Source organism: Lacinutrix cladophorae (genome assembly GCF_053604645.1).
Genome location: NZ_JBSHNR010000110.1, coordinates 608,396 through 635,000, shown reverse-complemented (window position 1 = coordinate 635,000; position 26,605 = coordinate 608,396). Strand labels below are relative to the sequence as shown.

Annotated in this window: 23 protein-coding genes and 1 rRNA gene (1 of these 24 only partly in view); 15 read left to right on the top strand and 9 right to left on the bottom strand. The window is 30.1% G+C overall.

From position 1 onward, the window contains the following. Positions 1-204 (bottom strand): 16S ribosomal RNA (locus ACVC3Y_RS10155) (it extends 1,316 nt beyond the left edge of the window). A 629-nt stretch (positions 205-833) separates the two neighbouring features. Further along, the gene (locus tag ACVC3Y_RS10150; RefSeq protein ID WP_452226802.1) at positions 834-2,816 is read right to left on the bottom strand and encodes a putative porin; all 1,983 of its coding nucleotides are present in this window, start codon (positions 2,814-2,816) and stop codon (positions 834-836) included. Positions 2,817-2,947: 131 nt separating this feature from the next. On the opposite strand from ACVC3Y_RS10150, the gene ACVC3Y_RS10145 reads away from it, so the two are divergent. The 4 genes from ACVC3Y_RS10145 to ACVC3Y_RS10130 all read left to right on the top strand — a co-directional run bounded on the left by ACVC3Y_RS10145 (position 2,948) and on the right by ACVC3Y_RS10130 (position 9,744). Further along, entirely contained in the window at positions 2,948-3,547 is a 600-nt protein-coding gene (locus ACVC3Y_RS10145; RefSeq protein WP_303421836.1) for a ribonuclease HII, read from the top strand. A gap of 171 nt (positions 3,548-3,718) precedes the next feature. After that, positions 3,719-6,154, top strand: coding sequence for a ribonuclease HII (locus tag ACVC3Y_RS10140; RefSeq protein ID WP_452226801.1), 2,436 nt, complete (start codon positions 3,719-3,721; stop codon positions 6,152-6,154). Between the two features lie 119 nt (positions 6,155-6,273). Next, positions 6,274-6,912, top strand: coding sequence for a hypothetical protein (locus tag ACVC3Y_RS10135; RefSeq protein ID WP_452226800.1), 639 nt, complete (start codon positions 6,274-6,276; stop codon positions 6,910-6,912). A gap of 69 nt (positions 6,913-6,981) precedes the next feature. Further along, positions 6,982-9,744 (top strand): CHAT domain-containing protein, encoded by a 2,763-nt coding sequence (locus ACVC3Y_RS10130; protein ID WP_452226799.1) that lies wholly within the window; start codon positions 6,982-6,984, stop codon positions 9,742-9,744. A gap of 122 nt (positions 9,745-9,866) precedes the next feature. Here ACVC3Y_RS10130 and ACVC3Y_RS10125 read toward each other — a convergent pair whose 3' ends face one another. Beyond that, positions 9,867-10,631 carry a tetratricopeptide repeat protein gene (locus ACVC3Y_RS10125; protein ID WP_452226798.1) on the bottom strand — a complete coding sequence of 255 codons (765 nt, stop codon included), beginning with the start codon at positions 10,629-10,631 and terminating at the stop codon, positions 9,867-9,869. Positions 10,632-10,633: 2 nt separating this feature from the next. After that, positions 10,634-11,206, bottom strand: coding sequence for a sigma-70 family RNA polymerase sigma factor (locus ACVC3Y_RS10120; protein ID WP_303421841.1), 573 nt, complete (start codon positions 11,204-11,206; stop codon positions 10,634-10,636). Between the two features lie 167 nt (positions 11,207-11,373). Between ACVC3Y_RS10120 and ACVC3Y_RS10115 the strand changes: the two genes are divergently transcribed. The 4 genes from ACVC3Y_RS10115 (at position 11,374) to ACVC3Y_RS10100 (ending at position 14,854) form a co-directional block, all read left to right on the top strand. Next, the gene (locus ACVC3Y_RS10115) at positions 11,374-12,135 is read left to right on the top strand and encodes a DUF4412 domain-containing protein (protein ID WP_303421842.1); all 762 of its coding nucleotides are present in this window, start codon (positions 11,374-11,376) and stop codon (positions 12,133-12,135) included. 61 nt (positions 12,136-12,196) lie between these two features. Then, complete coding sequence (locus tag ACVC3Y_RS10110) at positions 12,197-12,796, top strand: outer membrane beta-barrel protein (protein ID WP_303421843.1); 600 nt, start codon at positions 12,197-12,199, stop codon at positions 12,794-12,796. A 334-nt stretch (positions 12,797-13,130) separates the two neighbouring features. Further along, complete coding sequence (locus ACVC3Y_RS10105) at positions 13,131-13,703, top strand: hypothetical protein (RefSeq protein WP_452226797.1); 573 nt, start codon at positions 13,131-13,133, stop codon at positions 13,701-13,703. 101 nt (positions 13,704-13,804) lie between these two features. Continuing rightward, positions 13,805-14,854 (top strand): nucleoid-associated protein, encoded by a 1,050-nt coding sequence (locus ACVC3Y_RS10100; RefSeq protein ID WP_303421845.1) that lies wholly within the window; start codon positions 13,805-13,807, stop codon positions 14,852-14,854. A gap of 35 nt (positions 14,855-14,889) precedes the next feature. Here ACVC3Y_RS10100 and lipB read toward each other — a convergent pair whose 3' ends face one another. The 3 genes from lipB to ACVC3Y_RS10085 are packed head-to-tail and all read right to left on the bottom strand — an operon-like array spanning position 14,890 to position 16,593. Continuing rightward, positions 14,890-15,606 carry a lipoyl(octanoyl) transferase LipB gene (gene lipB, locus ACVC3Y_RS10095; RefSeq protein ID WP_303421846.1) on the bottom strand — a complete coding sequence of 239 codons (717 nt, stop codon included), beginning with the start codon at positions 15,604-15,606 and terminating at the stop codon, positions 14,890-14,892. Positions 15,607-15,610: 4 nt separating this feature from the next. Next, positions 15,611-16,396, bottom strand: coding sequence for a hypothetical protein (locus ACVC3Y_RS10090; RefSeq protein WP_303421847.1), 786 nt, complete (start codon positions 16,394-16,396; stop codon positions 15,611-15,613). 38 nt (positions 16,397-16,434) lie between these two features. Beyond that, complete coding sequence (locus ACVC3Y_RS10085; protein WP_303421848.1) at positions 16,435-16,593, bottom strand: YqaE/Pmp3 family membrane protein; 159 nt, start codon at positions 16,591-16,593, stop codon at positions 16,435-16,437. 216 nt (positions 16,594-16,809) lie between these two features. Here ACVC3Y_RS10085 and lysS point away from each other — a divergent pair, with 216 nt between their 5' ends. Continuing rightward, positions 16,810-18,504, top strand: coding sequence for a lysine--tRNA ligase (gene lysS, locus ACVC3Y_RS10080; RefSeq protein WP_452226796.1), 1,695 nt, complete (start codon positions 16,810-16,812; stop codon positions 18,502-18,504). Between the two features lie 68 nt (positions 18,505-18,572). On the opposite strand, the gene ACVC3Y_RS10075 is transcribed toward lysS, so the two are convergent. Continuing rightward, positions 18,573-19,442 carry a winged helix-turn-helix domain-containing protein gene (locus ACVC3Y_RS10075; protein ID WP_452226795.1) on the bottom strand — a complete coding sequence of 290 codons (870 nt, stop codon included), beginning with the start codon at positions 19,440-19,442 and terminating at the stop codon, positions 18,573-18,575. 156 nt (positions 19,443-19,598) lie between these two features. Here ACVC3Y_RS10075 and ACVC3Y_RS10070 point away from each other — a divergent pair, with 156 nt between their 5' ends. From ACVC3Y_RS10070 to ACVC3Y_RS10050, 5 genes are all read left to right on the top strand, one after another. Beyond that, on the top strand, positions 19,599-20,459 hold the full coding sequence (locus ACVC3Y_RS10070) for an energy transducer TonB (RefSeq protein ID WP_452226794.1): 861 nt from the start codon (positions 19,599-19,601) through the stop codon (positions 20,457-20,459). Between the two features lie 118 nt (positions 20,460-20,577). Beyond that, the gene (locus ACVC3Y_RS10065; protein WP_452226793.1) at positions 20,578-21,102 is read left to right on the top strand and encodes a YceI family protein; all 525 of its coding nucleotides are present in this window, start codon (positions 20,578-20,580) and stop codon (positions 21,100-21,102) included. Positions 21,103-21,175: 73 nt separating this feature from the next. Next, a complete protein-coding gene (locus ACVC3Y_RS10060) occupies positions 21,176-21,706 on the top strand; it encodes a YceI family protein (protein ID WP_452226792.1) in 531 nt (176 codons plus the stop codon). A 46-nt stretch (positions 21,707-21,752) separates the two neighbouring features. Then, positions 21,753-22,913, top strand: a complete 1,161-nt coding sequence (locus ACVC3Y_RS10055; protein WP_303421854.1) for a M20/M25/M40 family metallo-hydrolase — start codon at positions 21,753-21,755, stop codon at positions 22,911-22,913. 107 nt (positions 22,914-23,020) lie between these two features. Beyond that, positions 23,021-24,262 (top strand): fibronectin type III domain-containing protein, encoded by a 1,242-nt coding sequence (locus ACVC3Y_RS10050; RefSeq protein WP_452226791.1) that lies wholly within the window; start codon positions 23,021-23,023, stop codon positions 24,260-24,262. 71 nt (positions 24,263-24,333) lie between these two features. Here the strand turns inward: ACVC3Y_RS10050 and ACVC3Y_RS10045 are convergent, their stop codons facing one another. Then, entirely contained in the window at positions 24,334-25,974 is a 1,641-nt protein-coding gene (locus ACVC3Y_RS10045) for a dipeptidyl-peptidase 3 family protein (RefSeq protein WP_452226790.1), read from the bottom strand. Between the two features lie 151 nt (positions 25,975-26,125). On the opposite strand from ACVC3Y_RS10045, the gene ACVC3Y_RS10040 reads away from it, so the two are divergent. Next, complete coding sequence (locus tag ACVC3Y_RS10040; protein WP_452226789.1) at positions 26,126-26,572, top strand: hypothetical protein; 447 nt, start codon at positions 26,126-26,128, stop codon at positions 26,570-26,572. Positions 26,573-26,605: the final 33 nt, after the last annotated feature.

The following is a 26,605-nucleotide window of genomic DNA, read 5'->3' as shown; positions in this document are numbered from 1 at the left end:
ATCTTCTCGATGCCGAGTAAATATACTATGAGGTATTAATCTTCGTTTCCAAAGGCTATCCCTCAGTATAAGGTAGATTCTATACGCGTTACGCACCCGTGCGCCGGTCGTCATCTGAAGCAAGCTCCAATGTTACCCCTCGACTTGCATGTGTTAGGCCTGCCGCTAGCGTTCATCCTGAGCCAGGATCAAACTCTTCATCGTTAAATTTTTAAGTCTTGCGACTAATATGCTTAACAATTACTTGGAATTTCTAGTACTCAAAATGGTTTATTCTCTTTGTTTAATTAAATCGTTTCCAATCTAATCTTACGCTGTCAATTCAATATGTCTATGAACTTTTTTATCGTTTACTAAACGCTTTAGCGCTTAGCGGGTGCAAATATAAAACCCTTTTTCTAACTACACAACCTTTTTTGAAAATAAATTGAAATTTATTTCTCTCTAATATAATAGTGTATGTAATAGAACTTTTTTATCGCTATTTTTAATATCTCTATTTCCGTAGCGGGGTGCAAATATAGACACCTTTTTCTTTACAACAATAACTTTTTTAAGCTTTTTTTTAATTATTTTTCCTAACCCCTTTTAGAAGCTTATTCTCAATACTTTATAAATAAACTTTTTTTGTCTAATATTCTAACCGAACTCCAATATCGCGTTAAGGATAGAAGCGACATCCTTTTTGCTATACTAATACAATACCAATTATTTTAAAAAATAACTAGAAAATAGTAGGATGGATTATTGAAATACTAACAAGCAACAAAAAGATATAGCGGAGAGCCTGACGATACTTAGCCCATAGGATAAGTAGCGGAACGCTATAATAGTTATAAAAAGAAGTTCCAAACAACACCGAAACGCACAGCAAAATCTCTATAAGGATAGTTTGGCGCGGAGTAATAGTCGTAGCCTGTCCATGCGGAATTAAAGTGTTCTGCTTTTAAATAGATTCTTGCTTGACGGATTTTGGCATTGATAAAGAAGTCTAATCTTGGAAATGCTCCATATTCTTTTTGGTCTTGCACATAGAGTTCTGCTAAAACGGGATCATATCCATTCATATAGTATTTAGTAAAATAGCTAAATGTGATTCCGGTTTGTAAAAAAAGCTCGTTATTAAAGAATGTATTAGAATAGTATAATGTATTACGCATTACGAATTCTGGCACGTTTAAAGTATTATTTTCGTCTTTTACGTTTTGATATAATATGGTATTGTATAAACCTAGGTTTTTATACTTAATATCTTTTTCTACTTTTAGTTTAAAGTAGTTTATTGTTGCATTATTTTGGTAAGGTTTTATTAGGCTATCGGTTGGATTACTTTTAAAATAAGTGTAGTCGTCTATATTTGAAAAACTCAAAGTAACATCTGCAATTTTATTAGACTGTAATTGCAATTCTATTTCTTGCGTTTTAGTGTTATTAAAATTGTTTTCCCAATTGTAGTTAATATAATCGTTTTGAAATAATTGAAAGTTAAAATTAGGCGCTTTAGAGTTTGTATTAATTTTAGCACTTACCACAGCATCTTGGTTTATTGGGTATGTTGCTTTTGCTGTTAAAAAGTTACCATTAAAATCTCCTGCTATGTTTGCTCCTATTTCTCCTTCTAATTGAAATTTTTCAAACTTTTTATTATAGGATCCACCTATGGCTAGCACTTGTCCTTTTAATCGATTCGTTATGGTGTTTCCGTTAAGAACCACCAAATTATCATATCCATAATTATAATCGTTATGACTAATGTTAAATTGTAAGGCTCCAAGCGTTTTATTGGTATAATTTACGTGTAGTTGGTTATAAAAATTTTCTAGTTTCACTTGTTTTTTTAAATCACTGGATCGGAAGGATTCACCAAAATAATCGGTTTCATCATCCTGTTCAAACTGAAAAAATTTATCTTCAAAAGAAATAATATGACCAATAGACACAGTATTTGATGTTATAGAATCTTTTGGTTGTATTAAATTGTATTGATGATCTAAATGAAAACGTTTGCCTTTTAAAATGCTTTCGGCATCTTCAAAATTAACTTCTAAAACACCTCGATCTTTAAATTCGGGATCTCCAGACTCGAAGAAAATAATATTATCATCTTTTAATCCTCCGTTTTCTTCATTTAGCAAATCTTGAGCTACAAAGTGTGCATTAGCTGTATACCGTTTATTTTTAGTATTGTAGCTTGTTGTAAATCTAAAATTTCCGGTACTAGTTAAAATATGCTGGTATTTCCCTAAGGACCGTAAACCTTTATATGCTATAGAAAAATTTAATTGAGGCGATGTATTGACGGTAAAAAAAGCATCTACTTGCTGTCCTTGTGAAAAAGCGGTTTTGTAATACAGCTCTGTTAATGGTGTTGGAACACGATAGTAGTTTATATCTTCAATTTCCATATAATTAAAGTGTCTTGCTCTGGCACCAAACAAGGGCATGAGTTTATCACTATTAAAATTATATGCAAGTTTATTATAGGTTTGACCAACGTTAGAGAATGGCAGTAACTCAAAATTATCTTTTCGTAAGTAATTAAATTTATATTCCTTTTTTATAGTTAGAGTTGTATCTACGTGCACTGTATCTCTTTTGTGAGAGATTATTAAGTAGTCTTGTATTTTTGCTATTGGGTCTTTAGTGTTATCTGTACTAGATTCTCTATTCGCTCTGGTTGAAGAAGAATCACTAATCGTATTAATTTGATTAGTTTCATTAATTTCGGTTTTATCTAATTTTTTTTTAGGTAATACTTGCGCATGCCCAAAATGAAAAACACTTAATAAAAAGAATATCAGAATTTTTTGCTTCATAATTATTTTTTAGACCTTGCAACAACCTAAAGCCGACTTGTCTTTTTTTTGCCAAAAATAGCAAATATCTAATAGGTATTAATTACAATTATACAATTTATAACAACGTGTTATTCTTAACAATTACTTAAATGCTAAAATTAAACTACTCGAATGTTAAATTTGAATGCGGTACAGACGAAGCTGGAAGAGGGTGTTTAGCTGGTCCAGTAACTGCTGCTGCAGTAATTTTACCTGATAATTTTAAAAACAAACTGCTTAACGATTCGAAACAACTAAGCGAAAAAAAACGAGATTTATTACAACCAATCATAGAGACAGAGTCCATTTGTTTTGGTTTTGCACATGTTTTTGAAGATGAGATTGACGAAATAAACATTCTAAATGCTTCTATATTAGCTATGCATAAATCTATTGCTAGTTTAAAACAAAAGCCCAATTTTATCATTGTAGATGGGAATAAGTTTAAGCCTTTTAATGATATACCGCATGAAACTATTATTAAAGGAGACGGTAAATTTTTAAGTATTGCTGCCGCTTCGGTATTAGCAAAAACATATAGAGATGCGTATATGCATAAAATTCATGAAGAATTTCCGATGTACAATTGGAAACAAAACAAAGGATACCCTACAAAAGAGCACAGAGAAGCCATAAGAAAGTATGGAATAACCAAATACCATAGAAAATCCTTTAGACTATTACCAGAACAATTACGTTTAGAAATATGAATTGCTCGTTACATTTAGTAAATAAAACCCCATATTTGGATCTTATTACCTTTAACCTATATACTTTTAACATGTAAAATTTTTGAAGCATACAACTTTACATACTTTAGTACACTTATAACATTAAATACTTAATCACACTTCTTATATTTGTAAAAATCCCTTTATTATATGAACAAAATTTGGAGTTTTTTCCTTCTTAGCCTTTTACTTATTAGTTGTAATACAAAAAATAAGCACATAAACACTACAGATTATATTCCAGAAAACGCTTCGGTAATTATTCAAGTAAACAATTTAGAAAGTTTAAAAAGCAATTTCAATAATAATGATTTTTTAGAAGGGTTAAATAAAAGTAAATCCTATACTGACCTAACAAAAAAAATTCAAAATCTAAAATATTTAAATACCGTAAATCCGCTTTTAATTTGTTTTAATTATGATGAAAAAGACAGTTTGCAATACACCGTTATCACGAAACAAACACCAGATTTATTTGCAATAGATTCCCTTCCAAATATTAGTATTGAAGCATATCTTTTTGAAAACCTATCCATTCACAAAACACAAATAGACAAAAGTGTTACCTACAACACTGTTATTGATAGTGTTTTTGTAGCTTCCTCTAGCAAAGATATTCTAGAAGCTTCGTTAATGACGACAAATAAAGACGATGAATTAAAAACGATTTTAAAAATAGGTGATACTAAAAAACCTTTTTCTATTCTAGTAAACAATAGCCACAAACCACCAATACAATCTGTTTTTATTAACGACAAAATTCTTTTTAAAAACTTTACAAACTACACGCTTGTTGATGCAGATATAAATCAAGATGCAATTATTTTAAACGGCATTACCAAAGCAACAGACTCCACAAAGCACCTAATTAACATTTTTAAAAACACCATTGCTAAAGAAAATAAAACTGCAAACCTTACTCCAAGTAATGCAGATGGTTTTATGAGCTTTACATTTAACGATTTTTCTATTCTAAATAAAAATTTAAAACAATACAACAAAGTAGATACACTAGCAACAGAAACATCCCTTTTTGATAATATTATTGAAGTTGGTGTTATTTACGAAGGAAAAAACCAAGCTGTATTTTTAAACTCATTAGATGTTATAGCTACCAAAGACGCTTTACTTAACGATCAAAATTTAGTAGAAACGTTTAGACAAACAAACATTTACGATTTTAGCAAAACAGCCTTATTTAGCAATACCTTTTCGCCATTAATTACTTTTAAAAACGCGAATTTTTATGCCAATATAAACGACTACTTTCTTTTTACAAGTACCAAAGAAGCTTTAGAAAATATAATTGTCAACCATCAAAACAAGACAACATACAACGAAAAAGCATATTACAAAAACACTAAAGAACAGCTTACTAATGCTTCATCTTTACTTATGGTTGCTAATCCTTCTGCTTTAAAAAATATTTTAGAAAACAATCTTGAAAAAGATCTAAATCTAAAATTAGGTGATTATAAAACTTCTGCTTTACAATTTGTATACGACACCAATTTTGCACATGTTAATGCTATTATTAAAAAGAACAAAATAACGGTTAGAGAAAATTCGGTTACTGAATTATACAATATAAAATTAGATGCCGACTTATTAAATAATCCACAACTAGTAGACAATCATATTAACAAACAAAAAGATATTGTAGTTCAAGACATAAATAACACTCTATATTTAATTTCTAATCGAGGAAAAGTGCTTTGGAAAAAGCAACTTCAAGGTCCTATTTTAGGTAAAGTACAACAAATAGACATGTACAAAAACGGAAGGTTGCAATTAGTATTTGCAACTCCAAATCGCGTTTATGTTTTAGATAGAACAGGAAAAAACGTCGCTCCTTTTCCTTTAAAGTTTAATGATGTAATTACACAACCACTTTCGGTTTTCGATTATGATAACAATAAAAAATACAGACTAGTAGTAACCCAAGGAAAAAATATATTAATGTATGATGCCAAAGGAAAAACAGTAAAAGGGTTTACATTTAAATCTGCAGAAAGCACCATTAATCACCAACCACAACATTTTAGAATAGGACGTAAAGACTACTTAACCTTTAAAACAGACAATAGGTTATATATTTTAGACAGAATAGGAAAAACAAGAGTAACTCCAAAAAGCAAGTACTCTTTTTCTAATCAAGCGTTATACCTTTATTATAACAAATTTACAACCACAACCAAAGATGGAAAATTGGTGAGTTTTAATACCAATGGTACTAGCAATGAGCAAGACCTAAATCTTGGTAGTAAACACCATTTAGCAACTACTACAAAAACATTAGTCGCACAATCTGAAAACAAGTTAACTATAAAAAGTAAAACTTTAGATTTAGATTTTGGTAATTATGACACCCCAAAACTTTTTCATATAAACGATAAGATTTATGTTTCTGCAACAGACCTGCAAACGCAAAAAGTGTACTTATATGATAGCAATGGTAAACTACAAAACAATTTCCCAGTATATGGAAACTCTGCAATTGCTTTAGATAATTTAGATAAAGACCGAAATCTAGAGTTTGTTACCAAAGGAGAAAACGACGCTATCCTTATTTACCAAATAAACTAAACGTCAAACAGTTAAACAAAATAACCCGTTTTTTTTTATGTTTCTTTTGAGAAAATGTTAACTTTAGCATCTCCTTACTATTAACTAGCTACAGTGTAACCCAAAAAACATTTAAAATTATGAAAACACGTTATGTAGTACTAGTACTATTATCCTTTATTATGTTCTCCAACATTAGTTGTGACGAAGATGACATCTTTCCACAAAACGAAGAAGATCCGTTATTTACTTCTACCAACTATATTTACGAAGGCGACTTACGTAAATACTATTTAGAAAGTGAAAACACCAGACTAAATGACAGTATTGCTGTTTGGCAACAAATTCCAGATTCGGATCCCGCTTATGACATTACCCAAAACCATATAGCGGAAGCATATGCTACTATTGAAACCAATGACATGGAATCGGACACCATTGTAAGCCCTACAGAGGCATTTTTAATTATTAATCCTATTCCTCCACTCCCACCACCTTCACCTTGTCTATGTTTAATTATAAATAATACCATTGGTGCGATTGCTTTACAGCCAGGAACCAATCAAATGAGTTTAAATATAACTTCTACAGAAGATGAAGAGACTTTGGTAAACACAACCCCAAATTCGTTAATAAGCACCATACCAGATACAAACAATACAGGAATGTATCAACCTTTCCAACTAGGACAAGATGGTTTTATTGGAGAGGCAATGATAAACGTTCAAACAGAAAACGGCAGCTATTCTTTTCTAGGTTATTTTGGTAACCCAGATTAATAAATATCAGTCTATTAATACTTTAAATATTTGTAAATTAGTCTTCAATTAAATTTGAAGACTTTTTTTATGAAAATCAAACTGTTTCTGTTAGTTATTTTTATTTCTATTAATACTTCTTTTAGTCAAAACACTAACGACTCCATATACTCAAGTAATATATATTCACTATACACAAAAGCGTACACATATGTTTACTCTAATAAAGATTCTGCATACTACTATTTTAATAAAATTAACGCAGAAGCTTTTAAACAAAACGACTTTGAAACATTAATTAACAGCATTAATGCTTACAATAAAAGCGCTGCCCATTTTCACGATTTAGAGAAAATGAAAGTTAATTTTAAACAACTAGATTCTATTGTTTTAAAAAACAAAGACAAACTAATAGAAACAGGCAACGATTTATTCTATATAAATTCTATAAATTTTGACAAAGCCATATACTACTATACTCTAAATGATTATGAAAAATCCATAAAACTATTTGAAACAATTATTAATACAATAGAACGACTAGAAGCAAACAAAGTAAACACTAATGATCTTAACCTATTAACCAGCGCCTATAGTTTTATAGCCAAAATGTATTTTAATGATGGCAAGTATGATTTAGCAAAAGAATACTATACAAAGAATATTCATATATTAGAAACAAAAAAAGCAAATGATCTTTATAAAATTAATAGAAACTATAGTTTACTAGCCGAAGTTTTAAAAAGTCAAAAACAATATACCTTATCTAATTCCTACTTTAAAAAATCGCTAGCGTTCAACTTGAACAATAACGGAAACTCTAGCAGTATCATTACCGAAGCAAACCACTTACTAGAAAATTATTTGACTACAAAAAAAATAGATAGTTCTACTTACTACCTAAAAATCATGCAAGATAATCTTTCTGAAAATCACCCAAGATGGAATGTTTTTCACGAAGCAAAGGCCAAAATTCTACAAGCAGAAAACAACTATCTAGAAGCAGAAAAAGAACTCCAAAGAGCTTTAGAACTTATAAAGCAAAAATGGCTAAACCAACCTCATAATACTATTGCAGAAGCGTATAACAACTTAGGTTTGCTACATGCAAAATTTAATCAGCCAGAAAAAGCTTTAGAAAATTATAATCTTGCATTGCAGCAATTTTCAATCAACGAAAATCCTTCCACTATTAATCAAACTACTCTTTTAAAAATATTAAAGAATAAAGCTGAAATTTTAAATGCACTAGTCAATCCTTCCGGAAGTTTAGAAACTGTAAATGAAGCCATACAAACCTTAGACCTATTAAAACCAAGTTTTAAAAACAACACAGACAAACTGTTTTTAATGGAGGAAGCTTTTCCTATTTTCGAGTCTGGGTTAGAAGCAACCTATAACCTATATCAAAAAACGAAGCAAGATTCGCTAATAGATAAGGCTTTCTTTTATTCTGAAAAAAGTAAATCCGCACTTTTACTAGAAGCACTTTTAAGCACTAAAGCAACAACTTTTGCAAATATTCCAAAAGAAATTATTGAGCAAGAGCAAGTATTAAAATCTAAAATAAATCATACCGAAAAACAGATCAATAGATCTGCTAATGATTTATTACAAGAGCAATTATTTCAATTAAAAAACGAATACAGAGATTTAATAACTACCATTGAAACCAACTACAAAAGTTATTTTAATTTAAAGTATAATTCGGAAGTTATTTCTGCAGATCAAGTGCAAGATCTATTAAAACCAGATGATGTATTGCTTTCCTATTTTTATGGAAACCATGTTATTTATACCATTGCGATTACCAAGAGCTCAAAAACCATTCAGCGTCATAAAATATACACCAATTTAGAAGACGAGATTATTGGCATCTACCAAATGCTTAACAATCCGAAGTCAAATTTAAAAACCTTAAATAGCAAAACATATACTTTATATGAAAAATTAGTTGCTCCGAGTTTGGCAAATATAAATCCTAAAAACATAATCATTGTAGCAGACGGTTTATTGAATTACATTCCGTTTTCCAGTCTAAATACAGATACAACAAAGAACAAATATTTAGTAGAAGACCATGCCATTAGTTATGCTAATTCTGCTACTTTACTAAAACAGCTTATCGAAAAAGAAGTGGTAAACAATGAAGTCCTTGCCTTTGCTCCTAGTTTTAGTAATGCTTCTTCTACCTTATTACCATTACCCAACAATACTGCAGAAGCAACAGATATTTTAAATTATTTTAAAGGAAAAACATTAACTAGCAACCAAGCTACACTCGAAAATTTTAATACCGAAAGCAGCAAATACGGCATTCTTCATTTTGCAACACATGCTATTTTAGATGATGAAACTCCAGAATATTCTTATTTAGCATTTCAACCAAATGCAACCAATAATAACTTATTATATGTAAGCGATTTGTATAATTTAAACCTGAACACCAATTTAGTAACTTTAAGTGCTTGCGAAAGTGGTATTGGAAACTTGAAACGTGGTGAAGGTTTTATGAGTCTTGCTCGCGGATTTTATTTTAGTGGAGCATCAAGCATCTCTAGTACTTTATGGAAAATTAACGATGCTTCTGCACTAAAGATTATGGATTCTTTTTATAAAAACCTATCTAAAAAAGAACCTAAAAATAGCGCTTTACAAAAAGCACAAATCGCTTTTTTAAACACTAATAAACAGAATGCTTTAATACATCCATATTATTGGTCTGGATTTGTAATTTCTGGAAACACAACCGCTTTAGCTTCTAGTAGTAATTTGATATGGTATATTTTAGGTGGAATTGTTTTTATTATAGCAGGTGGAATATTTAGAAAACGTACAAAATCAAAAATATAAAGTTATGTATACCGTATACAGTGTGGAATGATAAAGTTTACAAACCATAACCAAAATCCTTTTTTGTTACAACTTCTCGATACAATTGCAATAAAAAATTGCAATCACTCGAAGTGATACTATTATTTAAGGTCTTTTAAAAGTGCTTGTGCCTTTTCTTTATTATAGTTAAAATTAGTAATAAGATTTTCTAAGTACTTAACAGCTTCTGCTTTATTTTCTTCTTTTAAAGAAATTAATGCCAAATACCATGTAGATTCACCAACGAAGCTTTTGTTATCTTGTACAACAAGCGTAAAAAATGTTTTTGCATTTACTAGATCTTCTAAATTTAAATACGCCTGTCCTTTATAGAAGTTAAAATAATCCTTTTTAGCATCAGCAGGAATTGCATCTAATTTTTCAATAGCACTTTTATAATCTTTACTTTCATAAGCAACAAAAGCTTCACGCTCTAAAGTATTTTCGGTATCTCCTCTAGTAATAGTATATACTGTATTTGGATACGCACTAAAATTAGTATTATACATAGTTGTATAGTCTGTACCAAAAAACGAATGATAACCAAACCATCCCATTAACAAGGCTATTGACGCAGCAATGGCAAAATTTTTATAATTAAAAATTGGTTTTATTCTTTTCGATGTTTCGCTATCAAAAAATTCAATTCTTGTGGTTTCGGTTGTAGATAAATCATTTTCAAACCCTTGAAGTTTTGTTTTTAAAGTATCTATTTCATTACTTTTAATTACTTCTTTTAAGTTTTGTTCAAATAAAAATTGTGTTTTAAATTCGGTATCATTTTCTAATAAATTTTCAAACGTCTTTTCCTGCTCTGCAGTTAAACTGTTAGAAAAATAATGATATAGAAGGTCTTGATTTTTCATTGCTAATAATCTTTTGCGTTAATTCTATCTTTTAGGGTTTTCATACATCTGGACTTTGCACTTTTCACTACGTTTTCACTAGTGTAATCTCCAGCTTCAATAATGTCTTTAATAGTAAAACCTCTATAATAAAATAAGGTTAATAATTCTTGACATTTCTTTCCAAGAGTAACAAAATACTTTTTTAATAAAACTTGTTCTGTAGTAAGTTCTTGCGAGTCCATTTCTAATTCGGAATCTATAAGTTCTTCCTTTTCTCTAACAATAGACAAATCAAAATCGGGATTAATTGTCTTATTGTTTTTCTTCATTTTATCATAAATTAAATACTTCCCAATGCTAAATAAATAGGTAGAAATACTGCTTGTAAACTCTTGTACTTTACCTTGCATAACATTATTATAAAAGACAATGTATGCATCTTGGTAGATGTCTATATTATCTTCTTGAGATAAGTTATACTTTCTAGCAAAATTTAAAAACTTATCTCTGTTGTCTTCATATATTTTTCTAAACAATATATCGGAGCCCTGTTTTAAATCTTCAATAGTAATATTCTCTTGTACTCTATGCATTTAATGTAACTAAGTATTAAAGGTTAACACACTACTGCTAAATTAACTTTTTTTGACATAACTCTTTAGTTTTCTAACAGATATCTCTTCTCCTTTATTTTTTATATCCCATGTTAACCTCTGATAAACTTTGCTATTAAAAGAGCGAAATCTAAAAACATATAATCATGAAATTTTTTAAATTATCACTAATAATGCTATCGTTTTGTGTCACCACAAACACACAAACGCAACTTTTAAAAGAATTAGGTAACGTAGCAGAACGAGCTGAGGCGCATACTTTAGAAAAAAAAGCAGGCAAAACTACAAGAGAACAACGACAAGTTAATAGTACTTCAGCCATTCAAAAAACGTATACGTTTACACACAAGTTTGTAATGCAAATTCAAAGTAATAAACACAATACGAATATCAACTATTTTTTAAATAATGATGCTAATTATATTGGCACTAGTATGGATTTAGGAAATAATATTACTAAAATGATTACTGTCATGGACATCTCTACTAAAAAAGCAACGATGTTTATGGAAATAAATAACCAAAAAACACAAATGTCTATACCAATAGATTTAGATAGTATGACAGAAGATGCAATGCAAGAGCAAGATGTAAAAATTACACCTACAGGTAAAACAAAAAACATCTTAAATTTTACTTGCCATGAATATAAAGTAGAAGGTAAAGATTACAATGGAAACGTTTGGGTTACACAAGATGCTGGCGTTACTTTTTCGAAAGCATTTTATCAAGCAAAAGTAAAAAAAGGGTTAAATCAATCTTGGATGTCTATGATTAATGGATTAACCATGGAAATGAATATAACAGATACTAGCAAAAGAAAAGATCAAAATATGGTTATGAAATGTATTGCGCTAGAAAAAAGCAATCTAACTATTAATGGTAGTGATTATAAAAAAATGATGTAAAAATGTTAACCTCTTATAGCGATACACATTAATACTTATAACCCAAAAAAACATGTATTAAATGAAATTCACAAAAACAATTCACAAAAACAACGTCTTCAATACAATGAAGATTAGTAAAAATGTACAATTAACAAACAACCCAATTATGAAAACAAAAAACAGTCTATTCGTATGCGTACTAATCTTTTTATTTGCCACACAAATGCAAGCACAAATTGCTATTGGTGGAGGATTAGGATATAACGAAAAAATTTCTGGACCAGGAGTTACACTTAAAGGTGTATTTAATATCACAGATAATATTGCTATTACACCAAGTGCTTCTTACTTTTTTGGAAATCAAGTTTATGGTTACAAAAGAAGTCTATTTGCTGGTGACGTAAATGCGCATTACTATTTTAATATTATTGAAAGCAAATTAAAAGTATATCCAGTAGTTGGAGTAAACTTTTCCAGCTATAAAACTGGTAACTCATATTATGATGCCTTTTTTGACTATGAAACAGAACAAGTTACAGACAGTGCAATTGGAGGCAATATTGGTGCTGGAGCAACCTACCAATTTACAGACAAGCTAAAAGTCTATTTAGAGCCTAAATTTGTTGCTAGTAATTATAGCCAAGTAGTTATAAATGCTGGTGTATTATTAAATCTTTAAACAAAATACAACCGAATTTATCTACCCTAAAAACGACCTGCTATTATCTATTTATTTTATTTGAAGTAGTCTTCAAACAAAAAAGCTTCAGAAAAACTTCTGAAGCTTTTTTATTTTCTGTTAACCTTTCACTTTATAAAACATAAAAAAGTATACATGCTAAAAAACAAATGGAACTATAGTGTTTTTTTTGGGTTACTATAGCAAAGCAGGAAACTGCTTGATTAAAGGTCGGAGAAAGTTTCTTCGGCTTTTTTTTTAAGAATGGTGTTAACCTCAAACAGAATATCACATTAAACAGCAAACATATATTAATCCAATAAATTTAAAAATTATGAAACTTTCAAAAACAACAATTTCAAAAACAAAGTATTTTCTTTTAGCCCTTTTAGTAGCTTTTAGTTTTTCTTGCTCTACAGAAGATGGCGAGGATGGTGCAGTGGGATTAACTGGTCCTGCAGGTACAGATGGCTTAAATGGTGCAGATGGTAATGCCAATGTACAGACTATTACTTATGATACATCTACATTAGATGGGACTAGATTTATTTTAACTGTACCTGCAATTACACAAGATGTACTTAATGATGATGTTATCTTAGGCTATCATACGGCAAGTGGATATGATTATCCAATGCCAGGAGGTGGAGTTGCTGCAGATTATGTAACTAGACCATTTATAACAGTTGGCACCTATTATATTGACTTTGAGAATTGGGATGGTAACAACTATACTATAACTGCAGGAGATATAGATAGTGTGAAAATTATTATCATTGAATCCACAAGTACTACAACTGGTAGAGTAGGAAATAATAAACAACAAGTATACAACGAGCTTAACCAAGCAGGAGTAGACATAAACGATTACTATGCCGTTTGCGATTATTACGGAATTGTATATTAATATTTATTACCAATATATTAAAAACCGAAGTAAAATGCTTCGGTTTTTTTATGCCTTTTTTATAACAAAATGATTAGTATTGTAGTCTTAAAATTAGCAAGATGATTACACGTAAAACTGCAACTATTTCCAAGTTTATTATTCATAAAGTAGGTAATAAACATAACGATACAAAAAATGCTTTTTCAGAAAAAGAAGTACATTTTGACGAACAAAGTTATGAGCTTATGCTTCCGTTTTTACTAAGACCTTTTGGGTCTGTGGTACAGAGTTATCGTTTTAACCACCATTCTAATGTAGCACTAAATGAAATTAATAACTATGCTAAAAATATTTTTAGCGATGATGATGCTTTTATTGAAACTTCAAAAAATATTGTAAAGCATTTATACGAACAAAGCGATTCTGCACAAATAAAAACTGGAGATGTTTTGGTTGCTCTTTTTGAAGGTATAGAATACAAAGAAATGGTTACCAATGCTATTGGTATTTTTAAAATTGAAAACAAAACTAATTTCTTTCAAACCTATTTAGAAAACAATAGTTATGATGTTTTGGTACAACAAGGAATTTCTTCTAAAAAAGTAGATAAAGGTTGTCTTATTTTAAACCAATCAGACATGGAAGGCAATATTATTTTAAGTGTAGATAATAATAGTTATGATGCGCAATATTGGTTAGATAAGTTCTTAAATATTAAATATGCAGATGACATGAATAATCATACACATAACTATTTAGACATGTGTAGTGAATTTTCTACCGAAATTTTAAAAACCAGTTTTGGCGAACAAGAACGAAACATCTTTCTTGCAAAAACCATTGACTATTTTAAAGAAAACGAAATTATTAACGTTGAAAATTTTAAAGAAGAAGTTTTTAAAGACGAAAACCACATACAGCTTTTTGAAGATTTTAAAAAGGAATATGAAGGCGAACAAAACGTATTACTACGAAACCAATTTGATTTAGCAGAAGCGGTTGTAAAAAAGGATAAAAAGAAAATTAAAACAGATATAAAATTAGATACAAATATTCAAATAAAACTAGATATTGATGCTCCGGATGCTGCCGAAGAATATCTAGAACGTGGTTACGACGAAGATAAAAAAATGTACTATTACAAAGTGTTCTTTAATGCTGAAGGTTAATTAAAAACCCCAATATATTTAACAAAAACCGAAGTTTAAACTTCGGTTTTTTGTTTTATAAACTCAGCTTCAAAAAGTACCGTAAAATGTTTCAGTAATTTTTCTTTTACTTCTGCAACATTCACTTCTTTTACTCCAAGCTCTACATGTAACGATGTAACGGCTTTTCCTCGTATACCACAAGGTATCATATTATCAAAATAACCAAGATCTGCATTTACATTTAAAGCAAATCCGTGCATGGTTACCCAACGAGAAGCACGAACTCCCATAGCACAAATTTTTCTAGCAAAAGGAGTTCCTACATCTAGCCAAACTCCGGTTTCACCTGGACTTCGTTCTGCTTTTAAACCATATTCTGCTAAAGTGAGAATAATCATTTCTTCTAAAAAACGAAGGTATTTATGAATGTCTGTAAAAAAGTTATCTAAATCTAAAATAGGATAACCTACAATTTGTCCTGGACCATGATAAGTAATATCGCCACCTCTATTTACTTTGTAAAAACTTGCTCCTTTTTCTGCAAGTTGTTTTTCGTTTACTAACAGGTTAGACATGTCGCCACTTTTACCTAAGGTATACACATGAGGATGCTCTACCAATAAAAAATAGTTGTTTGTTGGTAAAGTTAATTCTTCTCTCCTATTTTTAATTTTAGCATCCACTATCGATTTAAATAAAGACTCTTGATAGTCCCAAGTATCTTTATAATCTTGTAATCCTAAATCTTGTAATTCTATATTTTTATTCAATGCTTTACTCTTCTAATTCTACATCTAAAGTCATTGCTTCTGGTGACTTTATCATGTCAATAAAATTCATTTTTAAAGAAACCGATTTTTTATCGCTACTTATCACTGCATTTTTATTGGTTACCGATTTTATTTTCTTCGGAAAATTATACACCAAAGTATAACTCATGGCTTCAAACATTTCTTTAGAATCTCCCATTTGGCCAATTTCTTCATTCAACTCTTCTATATCTGCTTCCGATTGTTGAAAACCTTCTTTAATAGATCTAGAAAACGTTTTTCCGTCATATGCAAAATCTACATATTCAAAAATATCTTCAGATGCTTTTGCTACAGCACTTTCTCCCATTTTCCCCATTTGTGCATTGTTTTCAGAATTCATTTTTTTGGCTTCTTCAATTTTCTTTAAAGCCTCAGGTAGTTCTTTTAAACTAGTAAATGTAGAACCAAATCCCATATCAAAAAGCCCTTCTTCTTCATCCATTTTCATTTTAATAACAATACTCTCTAAAGATTTTAATTTATCTTGTTCTTCTTGGGATAAAGTAGCAATACTATCTGCTTTTTCTACTAGCATATCTTTAAAATACATGACACTATCTAGTTTCATTTTTTCTTTCCCATTGTCTTTTTTACCGCCTCCCATTTCTTCCATGGTTTTCATGACTTCACTCATATCATAGCTCATAATAAATTCTCCAGAACCATCTGGATTAAAGCTAATCTCTTCGGTGAAATTACAACTGGTTAATAAAAAAACGCTGGCAATTGCTAGTATAAATTGTTTCATAGTATAAATTTTAGTTCTACAAAACAAAGATACGTATTTTATCTTTCCGGATTGTTTAAAATAACTAGTGCAGCTATAACTCCAGGAACCCATCCACAAAGCCACAATAGAAAAACAATTAATATAGATCCGCAACCTTTACCTATAACAGATAATGGTGGGCATAAAATAGCTAATAAGACTCTCCAAAAACTCATTGATTTTGATTTAATTGATTGATGTATTTATTGGACGCAAAGGTTTATATTTTGTTACACTTTGCATTAGTGATTGAACGCATGTTGGAGCTCCTTGAAAAGAGCGACTAGTGAAAGCACGGCTTTTTTATTTCGAAAAAAGAATGCCCAAAAAAGCGTTTTCTAATTACTAGCTTTAGTGTATCTTTGTAGCTTCTTAAAAAATATAAAAATTACATGTCGCAGTTATCTGAACAAGAATTAGTACGAAGAGATAAGTTAGCCAAATTAAGAGATTTAGGCATTAACCCATATCCAGCAGATTTATATCCTTTAACACACTTAACTAGTAAAATAAAACAGGAATTTAAAGAAGGAGAAAAAGTAAATATTGCAGGACGTTTAATGTCTAGACGTATTCAAGGTAATGCTAGTTTTGCTGAACTACAAGATAGCGAAGGTAGAATACAAGTGTATTTTAATAGAGACGAAATTTGTACTAGCGAAGACAAAAGCAAGTACAATGATGTATATAAAAAACTTCTAGATATTGGTGATTTTATTGGTATTGAAGGCGAATTATTTACCACAAAAGTGGGACAGAAAAGTGTTCGTGTTACAGACTTTACGCTTTTAAGTAAAGCTTTAAAACCCTTACCACTACCAAAAGAAGATGCTGAAGGAAATTTACACGATGCATTTAATGATCCGGAATTACGTTACAGACAGCGTTATGCCGATTTAGTAGTAAACCCAAAAGTAAAAGAAGTTTTTGTTAAAAGAACCAAACTTTTTAATGCCATGCGTGGTTTTTTTAATGACGCTGGATATTTTGAAGTAGAAACGCCAATTTTACAACCAATTCCTGGTGGAGCAGCAGCAAGACCTTTTACTACACACCACAATTCTTTAGATATTCCATTATACATGCGAATTGCTAACGAGTTATACTTAAAGCGTCTTATTGTAGGTGGTTTTGACGGTGTCTATGAGTTTTCTAAAAACTTTAGAAACGAAGGAATGGACAGAACGCACAATCCAGAATTTACAGCCATGGAAATTTATGTGTCTTATAAAGATTACAATTGGATGATGGATTTTTGTGAACAATTATTAGAACACTGTGCTGTTGCTGTTAACGGAACTTCTAAGGCTACTTTTGGAGAACACGAAATAGACTTTAAAGCGCCTTATGCTAGAGTAACTATGGCAGATTCTATTAAGCATTTTACTGGTTTTGATATTACTGGAAAAACAGAAGATGAAATTAGAGAGGCTGCAAAAGGCATGGGAATTGCTGTAGATGCAACCATGGGTAAAGGAAAGCTTATTGATGAAATATTTGGTGAAAAATGTGAAGGAAACTACATTCAACCAACCTTTATTACAGACTACCCAAAAGAGATGAGCCCGTTATGTAAAGAACATAGAGACAACCCAGAACTTACCGAGCGTTTCGAGTTAATGGTTTGTGGAAAAGAAATAGCAAATGCCTATTCGGAATTGAATGATCCTATTGATCAACGGGAACGTTTTGAACACCAATTAAAATTGGCAGCTAAAGGAGATGATGAAGCTACCGAGTTTATAGATCATGACTTTTTACGTGCTTTAGAATATGGTATGCCTCCAACTTCTGGAATGGGAATTGGTATGGACAGATTAATCATGTTTTTAACCAATAACCAAAGTATACAGGAAGTTTTATTCTTTCCGCAAATGCGACCTGAGAAAAAAGCTTTAGCAATTAGTGATGAAGCAAAAGAAGTTTTAAAAACGTTAAAAGCTGCTGAGAAATTAGAATTAAACGATTTAAAAGGAAAGTCTGGTTTATCGAATAAAAAATGGGATAAAACCATTAAAGAGCTAACTAAAAACAATCTTGCAAAAGTTGCAAAAACAGAAGAAGGTTTGTTTGTAGAGATTGTTTAATCTCTTCGAAGATAGAAACCTTATTATAACAAAAGGAATTACAGAAATGTAGTTCCTTTTTTTTTGATTTATAAGGAAACCACTTCCAACTTATAACCAACACCATGAACATTGGTTAATTTTATAGTCTCATCTTCTTGCAGTTTTTTTCGAAGCTTAGAAATATAGGTATCTAGACTTCTGCCAACCACAACCCCATTATCTTCCCAAACTTTTTTTATGAGTTCTTCTCTTTTAATAATTTGGTTTGGTTGTCCTACAAAAATAGCCAGTATTTCACACTCTTTTTTAGAAAGGCTAATTTCTACACTTTCTTTAATAAGCTTGTTTTCTTTTGGGAAAAATTGAAACTTTCCTAAAGAGGTAAAATTTAAATCCTTTTCTTCAGAAATATGCTTTGGTTTTCTTCTATACGCAAATAGTACAAGTAATACTAAAAACACTAAAAAAAGCACGTATAAAATTTTGGTTTTGCTTTTACTTGAATTATTAACATCTTCAAATTGCACTGTAACTTGATAGCATTCTTTATGTAGCTCTCTTCCTTTACATGGTATAATATTATTTTCAGCATTATAATTCATGATATAACTGTAGGCTACTTCTTGATTATTACATAAAGTAACTTCGGTGATATAATGTTGTGGTAATTTTGCTCTTTCAAAACTATTTTTAATAATCGCAACCAAACTGTCTGGTTGAATAGCGATGGTATTCTCAAAAGTTACTTGAAACTTATTTTCACTTAAAGCAATAACTGGTTTCACCAAAGTAGTCGAATCCTGATTGGCTAATAATAAATGATGCCCAACTTCGCGTAAAGACACTTTTACCGTTTCTGAGAAGTTATCTTTCTTCTTAGTATTACAAGATATAACGCTAATAAAAAATAATAATAACCCGAAGCTTCTAAATAAATATGCAGTATTAGTATTCATATGGTACTGTAAATAACATACAATTTCTCGACTTTTTACAATAGTTGACACTTCTTTTACATTCTTTTGACATATTTTAACTAGAAACCCTCTTAAATTTGTAACATCAAAACGAACAGAAATACAATCTATTTATTAATCACTAAATTTAAAGACATGAAAAAGACTATATTAATTTTTGCAGCTGTTATTGTTACATTAAGCTTAACCGCTTTTGGTATAAACTGGCAAGATTTTAAAACAGAAAAAGCGAGTACCAAAGACGCTAATAAAATTGCTTTAAATACTGTTTCTAATAAAATTAAAAAGGAAAGCATCAATATAAATGAAGCGGAAAACTATGGCCCAATTGCATTTAACGTTTTAACCGAAGATGAATTTATTTACGATGTTGGCTCTAGATTTGCTCCTATTAAAAAAAGTGTGATTGATAATGCAACTTCTATTCATTCTTTTTATGATGAAGAAACCATCCATGCTATTGAAATATTAAAATATGCTGAAATTATTATCGTTGAAAACGATATTCAAACAGATACGCGTGAAATTACAACAAACAAAGAACTAACAGAAGCACAATTAAATCTTTTACAAAATGCCAATTATGGTAGTAATTTTTTAATAAATATTGTTTTTCAAAAAAAGAATAAAGTAACAGGTTTATTAGAGTACAGCAACGATTCTCCACATTTAACCATTGTACCAGAAAAACAAGCAACTTACAAACATGGAAAAGATGCTTTAAAAAAGTTTTTAAGAGAAAATAGTTTAGATGCTAGATTAAAAGCGAAAGTAGATCCTAATACATTACAAGCTGCTAAATTAAAATTTACAGTAACTAAAGAAGGAGGAATTAAAAATATAAGCTTAGACAGATCTAGCAGTTACCCACTTGTAGATGAAACAATGAAATCCCTTATTTTAGAAACACAAGGTTCATGGAAACCTGCTGAAAATGCAAAAGGAGAAAAAACAGACCAAGAACTTGTTGTCTCTTTTGGCACAATGGGTTGTTAATATTATTTACAAATTAAAATTATATAAAAGGAACTCCTAAAATGGAGTTCCTTTTTTTTTATTATATTTAATTACAAATTCTCCCTAAAGCAACAACTAGATTTAAAACTTTTAATAAATGAAAAAGTTATCCATTGCACTAGTGCTTTTATTTTTGTTTCCATTTACTTTTCTGGCACAAGAAATTAACACCGAAAAATCTATTGTTAATTTTAAAATCAACAATTTAATTGTTAGTAATGTTAAAGGTACATTTAAAGAAATGACAGGAACTTTTAAGTTAGATGTCGATGACTTAAGCAAATCAGAAATAGATGTTTGTATTTCAGCTAAAACAATAAATACAGAAAACGAAGAAAGAGATACACATTTACGTTCTGAAGATTTTTTTTATGTAGAAAACAATCCTACGATTTGTTATACTTCGTCTAATATCCAGAAATCAAAAACAGGCTATACAGCTTTAGGAAAACTAACGATGTTAGGTGTTTCTCGTGATGTAAATATCCCTTTCACCTATAAAAACAATACTTTTATTGGAGCCTTTAAAATAAACAGAACCGATTATCATCTTGGCGAAAACGAAAATCCATTTGCAATTGGAGAAATGGTGAAAATTGAAATAAAATGTATCGTTAATTAAAGTTAATTATTCTTTATTGTTTTGAAATTATTGTAGCTTTAATTCGACTATTTTACTACTAAAACAGAAGAACATGAAAAACATTACATTTCTATTAGCTGTATTTTTTTTAACTAATTACGCTACAATTCAAGCACAACAGACTATAAATCAAGAAAAATCTGAAATTAATTTTCATATTACAGGAGGAGGAATCTTTAAAGTAAAAGGAACTTTTACTGGAATTCAAGGAGATTTTATTTTAAACACTTCGGCTTTAGAAAACTCCAGTTTTAATATTTGTGTAGATGCAACAACAATAAATACTAAAAATAAAAAAAGAGATGCGCATTTACGTAATTCTGATTTTTTTGATGTAGAAAAATATCCTGAAATTTGTTTTATTTCTTCCGCTGTAACAAAAACAAAAAACGGTTATAATACCATAGGAAACCTAACTATTCATGGTGTTACAAAAGAAGTTGAAATCCCCTTTACTTTTTCTAAAAACACCTTCGATGGTAATTTAATTATAAATAGATTTGATTATAATCTAGGAGAAGAATTTGGAACCATGAGAGTAGGTACCGAAGCCACAGTACATATTACTTGTAAAATCAATTAACTAATAGATTATTAAAAATACTCTATTTTAGCCTAAATTTTAATATATGAAACTAACTTTACTCAAAATAACTGCATTATTTATTTTTAGCCTTTCTACCTATGCACAAACCTACAACACCTATTATCAAAGTGTTGTAGATAATGTTTCTGCTTCTAATATACTTGCAGATTTAACTACTTTTGAAAACTTTGGGGTAAAAGAAGTTGGAACAACAGCTTTAACGAACGCTCAAAATTGGATAACTTCTAGATACACAGCTTTAGGCTACACAGATATTACTTTACAACCTTTTACATACTCTTCTGGAACAAGTAATAATATTATAGTTACTAAAACAGGAACCGTTTACCCTGACACCTTCATAATTATTGATGGCCATTATGATACTATTAATGGTCCTGGAACAAACGACAATGGAAGTGGTACCACATTAATATTAGAAGTAGCAAGATTATTAAAAGATATAGATACAGAATACTCCATTAAGTTTATACATTTTAGTGGCGAAGAAGAAGGGTTAATAGGTAGTCAATATTATGTAAATAATACAGTAAATCCAGAAAACTTAGATATACGTTTAGTATTTAATTTAGACCAAGTAGGCGGAGTAAATGGAGAAACAAATGACACCATAACATGTGAGGAAGACCGAAGTAATCCACCTGCAAACAATAGTGCTTCTTCAGCAATGACTACTATTCTAGCAAACTGTGTTGAATTATATTCTAACTTAAACACAGTAATTTCTTACGCCTATGCTTCCGATTATATTCCTTTTGAAAATAATGGAGAAATTATTACTGGCTTATATGAAACAAACGAAACAACACATGCGCATACAACTACAGATGTTTTAGCAAATATGGATCCTACATTTTTAACTCAAGTTACCAAAGGATCTTTAGGTGCTTTATTAGAATATGCTGTTAGTACAAATCCTTTAAGCATTACTGAAAACAAATTAGAACTCTTTAAAATATATCCAAACCCTAGTAATAATGGAATTGTAAATATTAATTTTTTAACAGAAACAACCACAAATAATTCATTAATTATTTATGATGTTTTAGGAAAAGAGGTATATAAAAAGTCAAACTTACAGCATCTACAAGCTTTAAATTTAAAGAAATTAAGAAAAGGCATTTATATAGCAGTTGTTAAAACAGATAAAGAATCCACAACTAAAAAACTAATACTTAATTAGTATCATATTAATTACTTTTAAATGCCTATAAATAAAATTTATAGGCATTTTTTATTCATTATTATATCTATTTTATTACTTTCACGACAGCTATTTAATTATCATTTATGAAGAAAGTAATTTTAACCTTATTAGTTGCATTTACATTAGTATCTTGTTTTAATGATCCTGATGACGACTTTATTGCACAATGTACAACACCAACAAACCTTCAATTTAGTAATACAACGCACGAAAGCACTACTATTACTTGGGAGGACAGTAATACACCTGCATCCTATAATTTAGAATATGGGATTTCTGGTTTTACAATTGGCTTAGGTACAACCATGGAAACTACGGAAAAAACGGCTACGCTAATTGGATTGGAAGCGAATACAACTTATGATGTTTATATTCAATCTATTTGTAACGATAATGTTAGTTTACAAACTGAAGTGGTAAGTTTTACAACTACTGCTCCAATAGTGGTAGCTCAATTTTTAAACAACCTATCTGATTTACATATTTTCGCTGGAGATATTGCAGAATTAACTCCTGGCCCTTATGCTTTTGAGTATGATTTAATTACTCCTTTATTTACAGACTATTCGCATAAACAACGTTTAATCGCTTTACCTTCTGGAGAAGCAATGCAACATGTAGATAATGGTTTACCTACATTTCCAGACAATACGGTTATTGCAAAAACATTCTATTATTTTAATGATGAACGTGATGAAACATTAGGAAAACGAATCATGGAAACCCGAATTTTAATTAAACAAAACGGTGTATGGGAAACTGGAAATTACACCTGGAATGATACACAAACGGAAGCTACTCTAGATTTAGATGGAAGTGTGGTAGCATATAGTTATATTGATGGTGCTGGAGAAACAAAGAATTTAAATTACAAAATACCTTCGAATACAGATTGTTTTACTTGCCATAGTAATGCAGATGTTATTACACCAATTGGACCTAAATTACGTTCCATGAATTTTAATAACCAATTACAAGATTTTATTGATAATAATTACTTAACAAATCTTACAGATCCTTCTAGCATTAGTGTATTACCAGATTGGGAAGATGATAGAAATTATACTGTTACACAAAGAGCTAGAGCATATTTCGATGTAAACTGTGCGCATTGCCATTCTCCAGGAGGAACTTGCAACCCTACTACCAGTCTAGATTTTAGACTAGAAACATCTTTTGATGCTACAGACATTTATTTATATAGATATTCTATACAAGCTAGAACGCAAAGTTATGTAGATGGCTACTCGATGCCATATATTGGCACCACAGTTTTACATGAAGAAGGCTATAATTTAATAGAAGAATTTATAAATTCTCTATAAAACATAAATTATAAAAAAAGGCTTTCGTTTACTCGAAAGCCTTTTTTTATATAATAAATTCTGTTTTCTTCCTATAAACCTAAAACCTTTTTTCCTTGTTCAAAAACAACATCTACAGGAATATTAGCAGCACTTAATCGGTCTAAATCTGCTTGTAAACTAGAAGTAATAACACCTTTATCTGCTACCAGTGCAGCTACACCATCATAATCTCCATTTCCTTGTAATGTTAATATTAGGTTAGATAAATCTTTCATCGCATCTTCCATTTTATCAAAATTCACTTTAAAAGTACCATCATCATTTCTAGTAAAAGCACCTTTTTCTTTAAAGAAATTAAAACGAATCATATTTGCCTTTCCATGTGCAGAAGAAGCGCCAAAACGAACAGATCTAAATATTCCAGCCATAAAAGTTACCATATTATCTTTTATATCTTCTTTTAATTCCCCTTTAGCTTGTAGTTGTTGAATCATATATAAACCAAGAATATCTGCTTTCCCTTCCTCTAGAGCACTTGCGTGTTCTTTTAAAGATTCTCTTACTGTTCCAGTATTGTTAATGGTATTTTTAATTCCTAAACCATGTGCAACTTCATGAAACATCGTATTTGCAAAAAAAGCATCAAACGTTATGTGTTTACGCTGGCTCTCATCTATTAAAACATTAGAAATCGGTAAAAGTATTTTATCAAATTTAGCTTGCATTGCGTTTTTAAGTTGTAACCTTCTAGTACCTTTTGCTAGTTGCACTTCTTCATCATTTGGTAAATTTATAGCAATCGTTTTACTACCAGAATTACAATCTCCAGCGTAAAAGACAACATCGTATGCATTTAAATCACTATCTGTTCCTGGTGTTTCTTTTTTGTATGCTGCATCAACAGGAAGATTTTTTTGTAATTCGGGTAAGTACGCCGAAAACTTAGCCAAACGCTTACTCCATGCTTGATCTTTAATAAGTACATAACCTTCATGTGCGGCTTTGTTTCCAAATAGTTGATCTTCGTACGTTTCTATTGGGCCAATAACAATGTCTAGCGTGTTTGTTTTCATGTCCATCCAAGCTAAATCACTTTTTTGGTATTCATCATTTAATATAGCAGCCGCTCGTAATTCTAAATATTTTTTCAACCCAGTATCTGCTGCAAGTTTAGATGCTTCTATAAGTAATTCGGAAACCTCTGCAACTTCATGCTTAAATTTTTCATGATATGGAATGGTAAATAATTTCCCGTTTTCATCACGACGAACAAAATTATAAATACTAGACTTATCTTTCATTTGGGCTGTATCAAATTCTTCTTTAGTCATATCTTTTGGATAGAAATTTGCTCCAGCTGGTTTTTCTCCAATTCCATCTATAAAAGGAGTATTTCCGTTTAAACGATCCCAAGGGCCATAATTTATTTTCACATATTTTTTGGTGTTCACGTCTTTAATTTCGTTTAATAAAGCGTCACAATCTCCATAAGCTTCATACCAAAACAAATCGTTCATTTTATTCGCTGCATCTATTAAAATAGGAAGCATTTTCTGTTCGTTTTCGGTAAGCACGCTTATATCTGCAGTGAGTTTTACGGACACATATTTATTTAAATTCTGTTCCATTTCTGTTGGTTTTACTACAACATTTTCTTCGGCTTGTTTAGCTTCGTTTTTACAAGAAAACATAGAAAAAGCTATTAATAAGAGGATTATTATTCGTTTCATATTTCTATTTCTTTTTTTTAATTAATAGTATCAAAGATAACCATTTTAACAACTAGTAAAAATGTTAATGTCTAGTTAAATACACTTTAGCAATTAAACTTTTTCATTTTCTAAGTGTCCTAGAAGCAAATAACAATAAAAACTTAAACAGATGAAAAAATTATTAATTATAGCATTAGCCTTAGTAACCATTCAAGTTAGTGCTCAAGACAAAAAAGAGAGAAAACATAGAGGTGCAGATTTAGCTCCAGAAGAAATGGCTCAATTACAAACTAAAAAAATGACTTTAGATTTAGATCTAACAGAAGCACAACAAAAAGAAATTGGTGTCCTTAATTTAGAAAATGCCAAAGCTAGAAAAGCAAAAATGGAGGCTAGAAAAAGTAGAAAAGAATCGGATGAAAAACCTAGCAAAGAAGAAATGCTTAAAATGCAGAATGACAGATTAGATGCTCAAATTGCTACAAAACAAAAAATGAAAAGCATTTTAAATGCAGAGCAATATGCTAAATGGGAAAAGCAACAAGGGAAAAGAAAGCATAAAATTGATGAGAAAAGTAGAAAAGGAAAGCGCAAAGGCGGAGCAAAACAAGAATAGTTAGTTAGTTAGTTAGTTTTTTTTAGCACCTTA